The 16,556-nt window shown below is 45.2% G+C and carries 10 protein-coding genes; 3 read left to right on the forward strand and 7 right to left on the reverse strand.

The features are described from left to right. Window positions 1-62 precede the first annotated feature (62 nt). From MKZ16_RS27585 to MKZ16_RS27595, 3 genes are read right to left on the reverse strand one after another with little or no spacing between them, the layout of a single operon-like run. Window positions 63-932 (reverse strand): glycine betaine ABC transporter substrate-binding protein, encoded by an 870-nt coding sequence (locus MKZ16_RS27585; RefSeq protein WP_036685359.1) that lies wholly within the window; start codon window positions 930-932, stop codon window positions 63-65. 13 nt (window positions 933-945) lie between these two features. Then, on the reverse strand, window positions 946-1,779 hold the full coding sequence (locus tag MKZ16_RS27590; RefSeq protein WP_036685360.1) for a proline/glycine betaine ABC transporter permease: 834 nt from the start codon (window positions 1,777-1,779) through the stop codon (window positions 946-948). Next, window positions 1,779-2,972, reverse strand: coding sequence for a glycine betaine/L-proline ABC transporter ATP-binding protein (locus MKZ16_RS27595; protein WP_036685362.1), 1,194 nt, complete (start codon window positions 2,970-2,972; stop codon window positions 1,779-1,781). The genes MKZ16_RS27590 and MKZ16_RS27595 overlap by 1 nt, the downstream gene beginning before the upstream one ends. Before the next feature lie 256 nt (window positions 2,973-3,228). Between MKZ16_RS27595 and MKZ16_RS27600 the strand changes: the two genes are divergently transcribed. Next, window positions 3,229-3,786 carry a GbsR/MarR family transcriptional regulator gene (locus tag MKZ16_RS27600; RefSeq protein WP_076105326.1) on the forward strand — a complete coding sequence of 186 codons (558 nt, stop codon included), beginning with the start codon at window positions 3,229-3,231 and terminating at the stop codon, window positions 3,784-3,786. A 75-nt stretch (window positions 3,787-3,861) separates the two neighbouring features. On the opposite strand, the gene MKZ16_RS27605 is transcribed toward MKZ16_RS27600, so the two are convergent. Beyond that, window positions 3,862-9,111, reverse strand: coding sequence for a carbohydrate binding domain-containing protein (locus MKZ16_RS27605; RefSeq protein WP_339815005.1), 5,250 nt, complete (start codon window positions 9,109-9,111; stop codon window positions 3,862-3,864). Between the two features lie 306 nt (window positions 9,112-9,417). Between MKZ16_RS27605 and MKZ16_RS27610 the strand changes: the two genes are divergently transcribed. Next, window positions 9,418-10,434 carry a LacI family DNA-binding transcriptional regulator gene (locus tag MKZ16_RS27610; RefSeq protein WP_036685366.1) on the forward strand — a complete coding sequence of 339 codons (1,017 nt, stop codon included), beginning with the start codon at window positions 9,418-9,420 and terminating at the stop codon, window positions 10,432-10,434. 127 nt (window positions 10,435-10,561) lie between these two features. Here MKZ16_RS27610 and MKZ16_RS27615 read toward each other — a convergent pair whose 3' ends face one another. From MKZ16_RS27615 to MKZ16_RS27625, 3 genes are all read right to left on the reverse strand, one after another. Continuing rightward, a complete protein-coding gene (locus MKZ16_RS27615) occupies window positions 10,562-11,572 on the reverse strand; it encodes a ketoacyl-ACP synthase III (RefSeq protein ID WP_036685367.1) in 1,011 nt (336 codons plus the stop codon). Window positions 11,573-11,703: 131 nt separating this feature from the next. Further along, window positions 11,704-12,372, reverse strand: coding sequence for a DUF3153 domain-containing protein (locus MKZ16_RS27620; protein ID WP_051491378.1), 669 nt, complete (start codon window positions 12,370-12,372; stop codon window positions 11,704-11,706). A 1,706-nt stretch (window positions 12,373-14,078) separates the two neighbouring features. Then, entirely contained in the window at window positions 14,079-15,479 is a 1,401-nt protein-coding gene (locus MKZ16_RS27625; RefSeq protein WP_076104897.1) for an MATE family efflux transporter, read from the reverse strand. A 159-nt stretch (window positions 15,480-15,638) separates the two neighbouring features. Here MKZ16_RS27625 and MKZ16_RS27630 point away from each other — a divergent pair, with 159 nt between their 5' ends. After that, window positions 15,639-16,520 (forward strand): AraC family transcriptional regulator, encoded by an 882-nt coding sequence (locus MKZ16_RS27630; protein ID WP_076104896.1) that lies wholly within the window; start codon window positions 15,639-15,641, stop codon window positions 16,518-16,520. Window positions 16,521-16,556 lie beyond the last annotated feature (36 nt).

The following is a 16,556-nucleotide window of genomic DNA, read 5'->3' on the forward strand; positions in this document are numbered from 1 at the left end:
GCGTACAAGTTACATTTTTGTTTCCATTTATTCTTCACATCATAACACAGTTTTTAATTTACTTACAATTCTATACCTGCAACCCAAGCATTCACTTTATCCGGATTGCTCTCAACCCAAGTTTTAGCGGCTTCTTCTGGTGACTTACCACCCTGAACCTCAATCATTACTTTAGCCATATCTTCCGCTGTCCATTCGAATTGATCCAGGAATTTGTAGACATTCGGCATGTCATCTTTCAGACCTTGGCGGACCATCGTGTGGATCTGTTCGTCCGCACCATAAACCCCTTTTGGATCTTCCAGATACTTCAGATCCATATTGGCGAACATCCAGTGTGGTGTCCAACCTGTAACAACGATTGGCTCGTTGTTGTCATAAGCCTTTTGCAGTTCCTGAGCCATCGCTGCGGATGAGCTTTCAAGAAGTGTGTAATCGCTAAGATCATATTCCGCAATAGCCTTTTCTGTGGTTGTCATAATGCCAGCACCTGGCTCAATGCCGATAATGCGATTGTTCAGCTTTGCTGCCAAATCACTGTTCTTCAAGTCTTCAATAGAATTAATATCCATATAGGCTGGAACAGCCAAGCCAACCTTAGTTCCGTTTAGATTCGCACCCAAATCTTCAATTTTTGCACCATACTTTTCTAGATAAGCCGCATGGGTACTTGGCAGCCAAGCTGCAACCATTCCATCCGCACTACCGTCTGCAACCCCAGCCCACATTGGGCCAGCATCTACCTGCAGCATTTCAACGGTAGCTCCAAGCTTAGTTTCAAGTACTTCCTTTACTACATAAGTACTCGCAATTTCCGAATCCCATGCTACATATGCTAATTTTACCTTCTCTTTACTTGATGAAGAACATCCAGCAATAACAGCAATCATCATAATAACTAACAGGAATACCCCTATATTTTTCTTCTTCATTTATTTAAAACTCCTATCTTTGTTTTGGTTTTAGTGCGTTCTGTGTCAAACGGTCCAGCAGAATGGCGATAATAACGATCGCAATCCCTGCTTCGAATCCGTCTCCTGTCTTAGCCTGTGATACCGCACGGTATACATAGGCACCCACGCCCTGTGCACCAATCATCGATGAGATAACAACCATTGACAGTGACAACATAATTGTCTGGTTCACACCTGCCATAATTGTTGGTAAAGCGATTGGAAGCTGCAATTTAACTAATTTCTGAGTAGGTGTCGATCCGAAAGCATCTGCTGCCTCCACCAGTTCCTCCGAAACCTGACGAATTCCGAGATTGGTCAAGCGAATCGTTGGCGGAATTGCAAAAATAATCGAAGCTATAACCCCTGGAACTACGCCCAGTGAGAAAAAGGATACCGCTGGCAATAAATATACAAAAGCCGGCATCGTCTGCATAAAGTCCAAAATAGGCGTAACTATATTTCTAACGGTATTTCTCTGCGCACATAAAATACCAATCGGCACACCAATTACTACAGCCAATATCGAGGCGGTTAGAACAAGGGCCAAGGACTGCATAGAAGGTCCCCATAATCCCAGATTATCAATCAGAAGCAGCCCAATGACCGCAAATAGTGCCATGCGCCATTTACCGATCCAATAAGACAAAGCTGCAATAATCACGATAAGTACTAGTGCTGGCAGGAAGGTAAGTGCATTTTCAATGCCAGCCACCATACCACCGATAATCGAATGGATGAAGTCAAACAGGGGCCCACAATAAGTCGTCAGCCAATTTTCCAACCACTCGAGTGCCTTTCCCAAAGGCAGTTTAGGAATGTCCATTATAATCCTCCTTCCGGTACCGCGTTGCCGGCGAGTGCGGAAAGAACGGCTCCTTTAATCACAATACCCTTCAATTTATCCGCTTCATCTACGACGGCTACAGGCAAATGTGTCTCAGATATTAATTCAAAGAAATCATTGAGTAGCGTTTCCGGTTGTACACGTGGGATTTCTCTCCGCGTTACTTCCAGAATAGATTTATTATCATTCAGTGCCTTAAGGGCATCCTCAGCTGTAATAACACCCAGAAGCTTATTTTCCTTGTCCACTACATACAGACTGAATATACCACTGTCACGCATTAATTGAAGCGCTACCCGAGGCCCGCGTTCAGGTCTGACTGTTTCCGGCTGACGCATTACATGAGCTGCAGTCAACACCTTGGACAAGTCCACATCCTCCACGAATCGCTCTACATATTTATTGGCAGGTTGGATGAGGATTTCTTCCGGTGTACCAATTTGCACAATGACTCCGTCCTTCATCAGTGCGATCCGATCTCCAATCCGCAAAGCTTCGTCTAGATCATGAGTGATGAACACGATGGTTTTCTTCACTCTGGCCTGTAATTCCAGCAGCTCTTGCTGCATGTCTTTACGAATAAGCGGATCCAGTGCACTAAATGCCTCATCCATAAGCAGGATATCCGGGTCGTTGGCAAGGCCCCGTGCCAGTCCAACACGCTGCTGCATCCCTCCACTGAGTTGATCAGGACGATGATTCTCCCAACCTTTCAGACCTACCAGATGCAAAGCTTCCGTTGCCAGTTCAGTTCTTTTCTTTTTATCTACGCCCTGAACTTCAAGTCCGTATGCTGCATTCTCCAGTACGCTTCGATGTGGAAATAATGCGAACTTCTGAAACACCATACCGATGTTCTTCCGTCTGAATTGGCGCAGCTGCTCCGGATTCATTTTCACAACATCTTTCCCTTTAAAAAGAACTTGCCCCCCTGTAGGCTCAATCAAGCGGTTTAACAAACGAACCAGCGTCGACTTACCGCTGCCGGACAAACCCATAATGACGAATATTTCTCCTTCTTCAATGCTGAATTCGGCTTTGTTGACTCCGACTGTCAACTTCAATTCCTGAGCAATTTTTTCCTTCGACATCCCTTGCTCTAATAAAGGAATCGCGCGTCCCGCATCATGACCGAATACTTTGGTTAGTTGTTTCACCTCTATAATAGCCATGCCGTCCTCCTTCTCCCGAAATGTTATCCGGGTTTAGTTCACTTATAGTAGTTTACCGGACTATTGAAAATTCATGCAAACACCATATACGGATAAAATTTAGTGTACAGTTTTAACTTTACGAACTTTATGTATGGAATACTCTGTTTTACGCCAAATTCCTTTCTTCATGAATTCTTTACTTATGGAGGGGGATTTGATTACAATACATTGTATAAGGTTGCAGTCTATCGACCTATTCCTCAGGAGGGACATCATGAACGATTTAGAAGGGCTTACGCCCGAACAAATAGAGAAGATTAGTAAAGCCCGTGAACGTGTGATCGATTCTATCGGCAAAAACATGGATCTGTATGGCATTACCTTGTCTATTGGACATTTATACGGTTATATGTACTTCAATCAAGGTCCAGTGACACTGGATGAGCTCAGCAAAACAATGGGAATGAGTAAAACGTCCATGAGTACGGGAGTCCGTACCCTTCTAGATCTGAAAATGATCGACAAAGTATGGGGGAGAGGGACGCGCAAAGACTTGTTCACCACTGTGCCTGACTGGCATCAGAACTTCAGTGATTACTTCTCTATTAAATGGAGAAAAGCCGTCGAAGGTAATATGATCTCACTAGCGAAATCACTTGCAGAAATTAACGATATGAAAAAAGAGTATATTGACGATAGTAAACTTATGCAGCTCTTAAATACAGATGAAGAAAAAATAACTGAATCCATTAACTACTACCGCTGGTTGCTGAAACTAATAGAATCTTTTGAGAGTGGCAAAATTTTTGAATTTATCCCTAAAGAAACTTAAATCTAACCCACAAAAAACACACACAAAAAAACGACAGTGCTCCTGTAAAAAGGAAAACACTGCCGTTTTTTTCGTTTACCCTTCGATCAAGCTTACATCATCCAAATAAATTGTACTGCCCATGCTAATTTCACTATTCGTCTCCGTACCGTTCCCATCTATAAGCCCTAGCAAAAACACCAGATGAACACCTGCGTCTGTTGCCCCATTCATCGTAAATGTGTAGCTGTATTCGTCCATATTTTGGGTCAAGGCTACAAGCTCAGCTTCCATATATTTGGTGTAATCCCCGCCTTTATGCTCCACAGCTACCTGAATATTGCGGTTTACTGTAGAACGAGCTTTAAACTTCAAGGTGTACGTTTTTCCCTGAACAAGCTTCAGATTTTCGTAATCCACCTGTGCGCTAAAAGGGGCTTGCCCGGTACCTGTTAAGTTGATAGCAAATTCCCCCTCTTGAACAGAGGCAGATCCGATTCCGTCAAAGTACTGGCTCCAGCCCGTTGCATCTACATCGAAGGTTCCATTATCCAGCGTACCGCTTGGCGGTATTACTGGTGGACCCCCTTGTACCTCCCTGACCACAATATCGTCAAAAGAAATCGTATGCGGCGTACTGTTAGCCGCAGGATCAGCGCCCAGCGTTTTGCCGATCAGATAATTAAGCTTCAGCGGATTGCTGTTCGACACCGTAAATTGTGCTGAATAAGTAGCCCAATCCGCATGAATATCAAACTTAGCTTGTGCGGAAGCAGCTGAAGTATTGGAGTATTCTAACACAATTTGCCGCGGAACCGTTGATTTCGCCTTGAAGCTCACCTCATACGTTTTTCCGCCCTCCAGTGGAATACCCTCTTGGAAAAATTGTGTATGCCACGCTTCCCATCCGGCCGACGTAATCAGGATTTCAGCTACGCCATCCTTCACATTAAACGCGGAGACGCCACCTTCTCCGGACCAGGTAGTCCAGCCCGTCTTATCGCTGCCAAACGAACCATTGATGACTAGATTGTTATCATTAGCTAGAATAGTCTGCGTGACAGTTGCAGTAACATAATGTTCAGCCTCAACAGTAATGGCATAACTTCCTTCGGCCGGAAATACTGCTGCTTCAATTGTGATTTTTCCCGGTTCAATAGTGTACTGCTCTGCATTAAGTATTGTACCGTTAACCTTTACCGCCATGATTTGATTCCGCCAATTTGCATTGTCGATAAAAGTAAGCTCAATCGGCTGCGAAACTCTGTTATTGCTGCTGTCGCTTAGCAGCTCCTGCGGTTTGGCCGGTGCATTTTTGATCTCAAATTTCACATTGTCAATGATAATATCATGGTTTTGAGGAATACTAATCCCCTCAACCTTCCCAAGCAGGAATTTTAGAGACAATGTATCCTTGCTTCCTTGCCGGAATTCGAATCTGTAATGATTCGTCTCCGGCGTTACCTCCACGATATTGCTGAACGAGGCCTGATACGTACCATTTTCTACGTTCACCCCGATTTTGCGGATTACGGTTGAACTGGCGTCAAATTCAACCACATAATCCATTCCAGCAGCAGCTTTCAAGTTGTTCTGAAACAACATTACAGAATACGCCTGACTGCCGGTATTCGTAATGCTAAATTTCGCTGCTCCATCTGCAACCGTAGCGCTGCTCTGACCACCCTGCTCTGTCAACAGGCGGTCCCAGGCGCTAAACCCAAAGTTAAATTCACCATTCAAGAGTGGGTAGTATATTAGCGATGGATCAAAATAGAAGCTAGTACGCAGCATCTGGAAATTATCCAGAATGACTGTATCCGCAGCACCGTTTAACAGTAATACGAATTGTCCTTCATGATCGGTTGCACCTGCAAGATTGATAAAGGTAGCTTTAATTTTTTGCTCACCTTCGCTTAAGTTAACCGGTTGTTCTGCCTGTACACTGCCGTCTTTCCCTAGTAGTTGAACCGTTCCTGTGCGTGCAGAGGAGACTGAAGCATTGAACGTAACCTCATAGTCCTGCCCTTGAATGAGCTGAATTCCCTTCTGAAGTAACCGAACCTCACCATTTTCACTGCCGCCAATCTGCAGCTTTAACTGGCCATTGTCATTAACGCTTGATTCTACCATGGCACCACCAGTTGCTTCCGTATGCCAATAACTCATCCGATTGGGTTCCCCAATATCGAAAGTACCATTGTACAGATGATTACCGTTGGCCAGCGGTTCCTTCACACTATCATGCGGGAATTGAATATTCTCAATCTCTTCTAATCTGACATTACCAAACCATACCGGTGAAGTATTGGTACCCACGTTGAACTCGACGCGTGCAGCAATATCTGAGTTTTCCTTCATTTGAAACATCGTCTCGTAATGGGTCATCGCTGAAGTTAGATCTACCTTAAGCGATGGAGAATACGCTGCAAATCCACGAGATTCTCCACCTGTTAACCGGACGCTCATACTGCGGGACATATCGGTTTTGGCATCGAAGCTGAGTTTATAGAACCTGCCTTTAGCTATAGATACGATAGCTTGGGGTTGAATCGAATAAAAATTGCCGCCACCACTGCTGATATCTACCTTCACATAATTGCGCTCCCCAATAGGAACGGTAGAAACCGTAGCTTCAGCCCCTGCTTCTTTATAAAGTACCCAATGTGCGGTATTCGGGATTCCCATACCGTCATCCCCCGGCACCTGCTCCGAATAATTGTTGTTATAGACCATGTTGCCGTCTGCCAGTGCAAGCTTGGAGCCTTCTGGATAGGCTTCCTTCTCCAGTGTAACTGGAATAGGCTCGCGGTACTCACGACCTGTCAGCTCATAGACTCTAACGTAATCGATCTCCATCGATTTTGGAAATACGGTTTCGCTAGTCGGATCACCATCAAAGTTACCGCCTACGGCCAGATTCATCAGCAAGTGGAACTTCTGATTAAACGGCGCTGGATACACATTATTGGCAGGCTGCCCATTGCTGATGCTATACCAGTCATTTTTGGTCGAATATAATTCACCATCCACATACCAGCGAATTTCGCCCGGCTCCCACTCAATAGAGTACGTATGGAACTGCTCAATCGTAGCGTTATCCGGAAATACATACTCTTTGCCGGAGTATACATTGTTCGGCGCCATACCGCCGTAATGAATCGTCCCCGCTACCGTGTTTGGACGACTGCCCCAGCCTTCCATAATATCAAGCTCACCGGAAGCAGCCCAAGTCCCGTACACATCGTTCTCCGGCAGCATCCAGATCGCCGGCCAGTACCCTTTTCCAGTAGGTGCTTTGGCCCGAATTTCAAATTTGCCATATTTTTTACTAAACAACCCTTTAGTCTTAATCCGTGTAGAAGTATATTGTTTGCCAGCTTTTTCTTCTTTGTGGGCCGTAATGATCAGGTTACCGTCCTGTTCCTTTACATTCTTCTCATCGTTGGTATACCACTGCTTCTCATTGTTTCCCCAACCTGGATTGTTGTATTGCGAACCATCTCCAAGGTCATAGGTCCACTTTGTGGCATCAATGTCTCCATCATCAAACTCATCCCCCCACACCAGTGTCCACGGATCAGTGGTCGGTGTTGGTGTGGCTGTTGGTGTCGGTGAGGCTGTTGGTGTTGGTGTTGGTGTTGGTGTTGGTGTTGGTGTTGGTGTTGGTGTTGGTGTTGGTGTTGGTGTTGGTGTTGGTGTGGCTGTTGGTGTCGGTGTTGGTGTTGGTGTCGGTGTTTCGGTTGGTGTTGGTGTCGCTGTTGGTGTCGGTGTTTCGGTTGGTGTTGGCGTTGCTGTTGGTGTCGGTGTTTCGGTTGGTGTTGGCGTTGCTGTTGGTGTCGGTGTTTCGGTTGGTGTTGGCGTTGCTGTTGGTGTCGGTGTTTCGGTTGGTGTTGGCGTTGCTGTAGGTGCCGCCGTTGCTTCAGGTGTGGCGCTTGGCGTCGTTATTGGACCTACATTCCCCGAACTGCTTGGCGCTGAGCTTGCTATTGGCAATGTTGTTTTGCCAGTGTTTCCTTTTTTCATTGCTACACCGCCAATCGTCACTCCATCGGCTTTGTTATCTATTGTGGTTACGCTTCCGCTGCCTTGAATTGCTGTAGCTCCAGCGCTCGCAGATAGGATTAGTGCCGCCACTTGTGAATTGTTCTCCAATGTTAAATGGGTCGGACTTCCCAGAGTAAGGCTGCCGACAGTTCCAAGGATTCTTAACAAAGAACCGCTGACTGCTGAGTCTGCCGAACGAACCGCTCCAAATGTTCCGCGAAGCGAAATATTGTGAGGAACGACATCCATCTCAACATCCCCAAAACCTGCCCCGGTAAGATCGCTGCTTTCTTCCAAGATTGACCCAGATAGCAGCTGCACAGTACCCACAGCTGTCGACCCGCTGGCATAAATCCGAACCTTACCATTAGGCTTGGCTACTTGAAGCAGTCCAAGAGAAGTATGGTGTAAGCCGATACTTTGCTCGCCGCCTCCCCGTACAAAAGTAGTCCCTGTTACCTTTACACCTTCAAGCTTTGCATTCCCTTCAGCTATCCCCTCGGTTAGATAAAGATTACCTTGGATGACCGTGTCTTTAAGAATCACATCAGCCCGATTAATGACTACATTGCCCTTTACTGTTCCTAGTGAAGTCTCTCCTGATTTCAGGAGGAGTCCCGAAACCATTCGATCAGCCAACTGAGCTAACTCTGCACGGGTGATCCCACCATCAGGCTTAAACAAACCTCCAGGATAACCTTTTACATAACCTGCACTCGATAGAACGGCTATTGCTTTTGCGGTTTCATCGCTGACTCCGTTCAGATCGGTGAATGCTGTTGTACTGCTTTTGTCTGCATTGAAACGAAACACTTTCTCCAATGCTAACGCTGCCTCCGCGCGCGAAAGTGCTTTTGAAGGATAAATATTGTTCTTCTGATCACTGCTTAAATAACCAGCTGCAATCCCTTTGGCTATATCATTTTTATACCAGTCTGTGGTCTGGACATCAGCGGGAACCTTATCCGATTGCTCCTGATAATTAAATATACGATTCATAATAGCTGCGAATTCTGCCTTCGTGACTTCCTTACCCGGACGAAACGACCCGTCGTCATATCCGCTTATGATCCCATTTGTGCTCCAACGCTGTAATGGACCTGCGGCCCAATGATTTGGAGATACATCGGTAAACGCTTTCAATCCATTGATTGGTTCATTTTCCACTTTCGTTGCCGCTGAATCAGGTGAGTTTTCCTTTAACGCCTCTGCCGCTGAAGCATTCATGCTCCCAACCGGTGATAGCAGCCCGGTGACAAGGAGCATAGCAGCAAGTGCTGCTGTGAAATTCCTTTTCATCCTAAACATCACTCCTCGAATTTCGTAATATTCGTAATTCAAGCGAAAAATCGAAATCGGTTTCGACAATGCTATTGTTGCTTAGTTTTCTATTTTTGTAAAGATGTAATTTTGAATTTTTTTACATAGATTATTTTGGAGTAAATCTGCATAGTGAAATATATATTTGACTTGTTTCGGCAATAATAATAGACTGAAAATAATTGAATTTTCATTCACCCTATTCATAATAACTCGCAAATAACCGCTCTAGAACAGTCTTTTTCTCAAATTTCAACGATTTAGCGGAGGGTGGCATTATTAACTATGAATATCAAAATGATTGCCGAAATGGCCGGCGTTTCTGTCTCGACTGTTTCGAAAATTATGAACAATTACAGTGATGTTTCCGAAAAGACCAAGCAAAGAGTTTTGGAAATCATCGAACAAACCGGATATTCACCTTCCAACTCCGCCAAGACACTCGCAACTAAGAAGTCGAATCTGATCGGGGTTATTTTTGCTGGCGAGCTTAATGTCGAATTTACACATCCCTTTTTCGTAGAAGTGCTAAATTCTTTTAAAAAGCAGATGGGCGTTCTGGGCTACGATCTCATTTTCTTTTCCAACGAGAAATTCATCAGCAGCGGCGATTATTTCGCTCGATCTGTTCATTTTAATGTGGATGGATGTGTCATTATTTCCGGACAAAAGATGGAGCCTACCATCCGCGATCTGGATATGAGCAGTATTCCTTGTATCGGGGTCGACCTTGAGCTAAAGGGCAAAAAATCCGGCTTTGTGATGTCAGATAACTTTCAGGTTTCTTCCAAGGTCGTGGAGCATTTTTATCTGCTTGGCTATAGAGAACTTGGATTTATCGGAAGTGCAGCGGATTCAGATATTTCTAACCTGCGGGAATCCGGATATGTCAAAGCTATTGAAAGCTTCGGCCTCACTTTGAACCGTCAGTGGTTTGTTCATGGCGACGATTTCTTTGAGCCCAGCGGTTATACGGCTATGCAGCAATTAATTCAAGCCGGAAATTTACCAAAAGCCATTTTTGCGGCTTCTGATTTGCTGGCTCTGGGAGCCATCCGGGCTTTGAAAGAACACGGTCTCAGCGTTCCTGAAGATATTGCCATTATCGGATGTGACGACATTGAAGCCTGTAAATATACCAGTCCAAAACTGTCGACCATCCGCCAGAACAAAGAACGGCTTGGCATCCTCGCTGCCCATATGCTCTATGACTTGATTAACAATCAGTCTGGCGGTGGATCATTTGTAGTGGAGCCTGTGCTTATTGTGCGTGAATCCTGTGGCAGTCAATTAAATACTTAGTTAATCAACAAAAAAAGACAACGGCTTATGTAAGCGGGTTTCCGCAAACGGCGTTGTCTTTTTATTGATTATCGAAAATGTTTCGTTATCTATCTTCATTGGTCTCTAGCTGGTCGAACTCCACCTCTTAATATGGAGTAGGTATCCCTACCTGATGATCCAAATTCAACTCAATCAATTGTCCTGCCTGGGTTAATCCGGCACCAAAACCATACATCAGGATCTTTTGTCCATTTTGTACCTTGCCCTCGCGGATGCCCAAATCAAGTGCTAAAGGAATCGTGGCAGCCGAAGTATTCCCGAAATTCACAAGACTGTGCAGCACCTGCTCCAGCGGATAATTTAATCGCTCGCATATTGGCTCAATCATTCGCATATTAGCGCTGTGGGGAATAAACCAGTCTACTTCCTCCAGACCTACCTCCGCTTTTTCAAGCAGCTGTTGCACACCTAAAGGAACCGTTCTGACCGCCCAGCGAAACACTTCTCGTCCGTTCTGTACCAGCATTTGTGTATCTACCAGCTCAATATTGTTTACAGTATGGGCAAGCCCCGTACGGTAAACATGATGTGCCCCACCGCCATCACTTGCCAGCTGGAAGCCTAAAAATCCCGTCGTCTGCTCATCACTTTCCACAAGCACTGCTCCAGCGCCATCCCCAAAAAGAATACATGTACTGCGGTCAGTATAATCCGTAATCTTGGAGATCGTATCCGCACCAATAACCAGTACCTTGCGATGCATTCCTGAAGCCACATAACTGTGAGCAGTATGCAGTGCATAGACAAAACCTGCGCATGCTGCACTCAAATCCATAGCACCAGCAGTCTGCGGAATGTTAAAACGATTTTGAATCAAAGAAGCTACTGAGGGAAAGGAAAAGTCAGGTGTACTCGTAGCTACCAGGACCATATCGACATCCTGAACGCTTTTTCCATAACGAGTCATAAGATCCTGCACAGCTGCTGCACATAAATCACTTGTATACTCATCCTGCCGACTAATTCGGCGCTCACGGATTCCGGTCCGTTGCACAATCCATTCATTATTTGTATCTACGATCTGCTCCAGATCGGCATTAGTCAGTCTTTTGGCTGGGACATAGGTTCCGATAGCGGTAATTTTTGCACCTGTCATTCCAATCACCTCTTCAATTAGTATCTGATATTAGTACTTGGTACTAATTATAACTCTGTGCCTGCTAAAAAGCAAAGAAGGCCGGTAAAGCATCCTAGCTTCCCGGCACTTCCGAAACCTTACGAACCCACTTAGAAACGTTTCCTATTACGCTGCTTTCTTTTTCTGACGAACAATATAATCGCAGTTGCAATAACCACCACTAAAATGATAAGCACAATCACGATATTCCATACATTAGGCACATAAACCTGCATTTGAATTGGCTCTGTATCCGCTAGTGTAACATTCCAAGTAAGGGTTCTGCCGTCCTCCACATTTGCATTATTGTCTCCATATAGATCCACAGGTAACGTTAATTTAAAGTCGAAAGCCATGTTTTGCAAAAAAGCCCGAATAATCGGCTTCGATAAACTGAGCGATCCCATATTATCCATTATGGTGTCTATGTAGCTATTTAATTTGGGCTTCGCCTCAACGTCATATTTGGTATAAAACCAATTATCTTTGGTATCTAATTTCAGGTCCACAATATCCAAGTCACCAGAAAGTGCTTTCATATCCTCAAAAGAGGCATAAGATTTCACGAATTCATAGACTGTAGATTTTCCATCTTGGCTTTTCTCTAGCTCAATCCCCTGATCCTTAAGTTTGTTTACCAGAGCATCTTCCATTTTTCCGCTAATCAACGCTTCTGCACGCGAATTCACTTTCATGTTCACTGCAATATCTACGCTTCCGTTCTTATTCACTGTGACATGAGCAGTGCCTTTAGAACAGCCTGATAATAGTACAAGCATTAAGAGCAGCCCTAGTAACGAAAACCCTCTCCATTTTGACAACAACATTTCCCTCAAACCCTTCAGTAACATGTATTTATATAACGGCTACCCATTCTATAAAGGCTAACTCATTTATATCATAGAATCAAACTCTATATGAATGAATAATCAAATTTGAGAACCGTCAAACTTAAACTTTATACGCGCATAAAAAAGAGGCCCTCACAGAAGTAATCATTTCTACTCATGAGGTAACCTCTTTCATAAAAACAGCACACGTAATGTTACTTCGAACGCTAGTTGTTCATACGATGCTCAATGTTACTTGGAGTGCCTATTGTTACTCAAGATGCTCATTGTTACTTGGAGTGCTCGACGTTACTCGGGATGCTCAATATTACTTGAAGTGCTCGACGTTACTCGGGATGCTTAATGTTACTTGAAGTGCTCGACGTTACTCGGGATGCTTAATGTTACTTGAAGTGCTCGACGTTACTCGGGATGCTTAATGTTACTTGAAGTGCTCATTGTTACTTGGAGTGATCGCTGTCGCTTGGGTGCACGGTGTTACTTGGACTTTCAAAGTCGCTTTCGGACTCCAGAGCCGTTATTTCCCCACAAACACCTCTTTTCATGAGCTATCGGACTCCAGAGTCACTATTGCCGCAAAATCACCCCATTATGAGCCAACTTACGAGGATTAGCGCCTCTCCAGTCCGAAACTATCCAAAAAAGGACCTAAACCGGCAAATAGCTGCAGCTGAGTCCGAAAGCACAACGCCAGAGCTCCCGTAACCGCCCTACTGCCCCTAAACTAATCAATTTTCGAGCCGCAGAGTTGCTCTTGTTTAATCGGGATGATCATTGTTACTTGAAGTGCTCATCATTACCTAGAGTGCTCGACGTTACTCAAGATGCTTAATGTTACTTGAACTGCTTAATGTTGCTTGGGTGCACGGTGTTACTTAGACTTTCAAAGTTGCTTTCGGACCTCAGAGCCGTTATTTCCGCACAAACGCCTCTTTTCATGAGCTATCGGACTCCAGAGTCACTATTGCCTCAAAATCACCCCATTATGAGCCAATTTACGAGGAATAGCGCCCCTCCAGTCCGAAACTATCCAAAAAAGGCCCTAAACCGGCAAATAGCTGCAACTGAGTCCGAAGGCACACGCCAGAGCTCCCGTAACCGCCCTACTGCCCCTAAACTAATCAATTTTCAAGCCGCAGAGTTGCTCTATGTTTAATCGGGATGATCATTGTTACTTGAAGTGCTCATCATTACCTAGAGTGCTCGGCGCTTCTCAAGTTGCTTAATGTTACTTAGACTTTCAAAGTTGCTTTCGGACCTCAGAGCCGTTATTTCCGCACAAACGCCTCTTTTCATGAGCTATCGGACTCCAGAGTCACTATGGGTGCAAAACGACCCCATTATGAGCCATTTTACGAGGAATAGCACCTCTCCAGTCCGAAACTATCCAAAAAAGGCCCTAAACCGGCAAATAGCTGCAGCTGAGTCCGAAAGCACACCGACCCGCCCGCGAGCACCCTACTACCGCCCCTAACCACCCTACTGCCACCCGCAACCACCCTACTGCCGCCCGCAACCGCCCAACTACCGCTCTCCTGCAGCCGCCCTACTGCCGCAACAAACACTACTCAACAAACAACGACCGACTCTTAAACCACTCCATTGCCCATCAAGCTAGGCTTATAGAGTCCCGCTTATGTGGTTAACGAGGTGCTTCTTTTCCCGGCTCCATGTAGTGAAGCATTCTCTTCACTCAAGCCGATATCCGCTTGGCGGAGAACCTTTCGCCCCCTCCAGCGCGCCAGGACAAGCAAGCCTCTCACCAATTCGTCGGCTATCATACAACAATAGATACCCATAAGTCCCCAGCCGACGCTGATTCCTAACCAATAGGAGCAGCCCACGCCAATTAGGGACATAGACACGATGGAAGTATACATCGTATAACGCGTATCCCCGATGGCATTCAGCGCGTTGCCGAGGGCCATATTCAGCATTTTGGAGGGCTGGAGCAATAGATTTAGAGCTAACAAAGAAACCCCGATCGCAATAATCTTCGGATCAGATGTGAAATAACCGAGCAGCTGTTTTCCGAACAGGAATAGTAACAGCATGTTAGCTGACACAATGCTCAAACCAATAAAGAGTGTACGATACGCACTGCGATAAGCTTCTTTCAATTTGCCTGCTCCAAATAAATGAGCAATCTGTATCTGCCCCGCCAGCGCAAAAGCATAACCAAGTGTGAAGCAAAAGGACTCCAAGGTATTAAGATACGTGCGTGCTGCTAACGCTTCGGCTCCAAGTGCAGCCAGAAAGGAATATACAATAAGCTGGGAGAATACCCAACAGGAAGAATTGATCCCGAGAGGCCAGGCAATCTTCAAAATTTGCTTGAACAGCTTGCCATTGAATATGCGGAAATCTCTAAGTCTAACCTTGATCTCGAAAGAACGCCGGAATAAGGAGTAGAGAATAATCACTCCGACCAGTCTACTGACAATACTGGAGATCGCGATGCCCGCAAGGCCTAGCTGTGGCAGACCGAATACACCAAATATAAAAATATAGTTCAGAATTATATGAATCACGTTGATTATAATCCCTGTGTACATCGGTCCTTTGGTATTCCCTGTGTTACGGATAGCGGTACCGAGGGAAGCGATCATCCCGACCATAAAAAGTCCACCGCCGACGTAGGAGATATAGACATTGGAAAGTGACAATAGCTCAGGTGCTATATTTAGAACCCCACCAATAGGGCCCGCATAGAAAAACAACACAATACTCACGACAATCCCCAACACGAGGCTAACCGATACTCCCATAATAGCAATCGTGCGCGCTTCACCAAAACGTTTGGAGCCCATTCTCTGCGCGATCAAAATCCCCGCTCCACCCGCAAATGTTGTAAAAAGCGTGGTCAATGCACCGAACAATTGATTGGAAATGCCGACTACGGCGACTGCATCATCAGAGATACGGCTGACCATTAATGTATCTACCGTACCCAGCAGAGTCTGTAGAAATACCTCTATAAATATAGGCCAAGCCAATACCCAGAGTCCAAAACCCTGTCTTTCTTTTTTCACTATACAAACCCTCCTCGTAAACCATGCCTACAGACTTAGCCTAAAAAATAACATCTTTATTCATTAGGTCAGACTAAATTATAGATGATATACTTTGGATGATGGTACAGATTTCAAACCAATTATTACATTATTCCAACCTCACTAAAAGGAGCTTCTGACATGAACATCTTGAACTTCACCGTTCCTCCGTTGCTGTACTACATTGTAAGCGGATTCCATACTTTCTCCCCCGGCCATTATCATATGAGCCGCCATAATACCCGGGTGTTCGATTTGCTTGTAGTTAAACAAGGCAGTTTATATATGAGTGAAGGCGGCCTCCCTTTTCAAGTAAAAGCGGGTCAGGCGCTCTTGCTTCGTCCAGACAGCCATCATTTCAGTACGGACAGCTGCAAGGAATCCACCTCTTATTATTGGCTGCATTTTCAAACGGTGGGTGAATGGAATATGACCGAGGATACGGCTGCTGCGCTTGAGAAGGACAACGTCAAAATAGAGAACTCCCTGCAATCTGACGAATTTGATATCCGGCCGTTTAGCTTACGCCTGCCTCAGTATACGACTCTGCTGCAGCCGTCCAAGATAGAAGAGCTGCTCTCACAGCTGAATCAGCTTGTGCCTAATTCCCATTTAAGCGATACTCCATTTCAGCAGCAGCTGTTGTTTCAGGAGGTTATTCAGCAGTTATCCGCCTCCCTCAGCCATGAGCGCCCCTCGCCCTCCAAAACATGTGCAGAGCAAGCGGCCTCCTATTTACGCAGCCATTTTCGTGAGCACATCACTGCGCAGCAGCTAGGGGAAAGCCTAAGCTTTCACCCTGTATATATCGCTCGTTGCATGAAGAAGGAATACGGCTGTGCGCCGATGGAATATCTGCTGCATTATCGAATTCAGCAAAGTAAACTTTTGCTGATGCAGACCAGCTACACGATTGCCCGTATAGCCGAGGAAGTCGGCTTCAATCAGGCCCCTTACTTCAGCTCCAGCTTTATTCGAATAGAAGGGACCACTCCGCGGGAATTCCGCCAACGCTTTTCGTAGATCCTGAAGACTCTAAAAAACACAAAAAAAGGGATG

Origin of the sequence: Paenibacillus sp. FSL R5-0928, assembly GCF_037970385.1 — a bacterium.
In the GTDB taxonomy this organism is placed as follows: domain Bacteria; phylum Bacillota; class Bacilli; order Paenibacillales; family Paenibacillaceae; genus Paenibacillus_AQ; species Paenibacillus_AQ odorifer.

Excerpts from the sequence above, each read along its gene's own strand:
- MKZ16_RS27585 (WP_036685359.1), bottom strand. The coding sequence starts at position 932 with ATGAAGAAGAAAAATATAGGGGTATTCCTGTTAGTTATTATGATGATT.
- MKZ16_RS27590 (WP_036685360.1), bottom strand. The coding sequence starts at position 1,779 with ATGGACATTCCTAAACTGCCTTTGGGAAAGGCACTCGAGTGGTTGGAA.
- MKZ16_RS27595 (WP_036685362.1), bottom strand. The coding sequence starts at position 2,972 with ATGGCTATTATAGAGGTGAAACAACTAACCAAAGTATTCGGTCATGAT.
- MKZ16_RS27600 (WP_076105326.1), top strand. The coding sequence starts at position 3,229 with ATGAACGATTTAGAAGGGCTTACGCCCGAACAAATAGAGAAGATTAGT.
- MKZ16_RS27605 (WP_339815005.1), bottom strand. The coding sequence starts at position 9,111 with ATGAAAAGGAATTTCACAGCAGCACTTGCTGCTATGCTCCTTGTCACC.
- MKZ16_RS27610 (WP_036685366.1), top strand. The coding sequence starts at position 9,418 with ATGAATATCAAAATGATTGCCGAAATGGCCGGCGTTTCTGTCTCGACT.
- MKZ16_RS27615 (WP_036685367.1), bottom strand. The coding sequence starts at position 11,572 with ATGACAGGTGCAAAAATTACCGCTATCGGAACCTATGTCCCAGCCAAA.
- MKZ16_RS27620 (WP_051491378.1), bottom strand. The coding sequence starts at position 12,372 with ATGCTTGTACTATTATCAGGCTGTTCTAAAGGCACTGCTCATGTCACA.
- MKZ16_RS27630 (WP_076104896.1), top strand. The coding sequence starts at position 15,639 with ATGAACATCTTGAACTTCACCGTTCCTCCGTTGCTGTACTACATTGTA.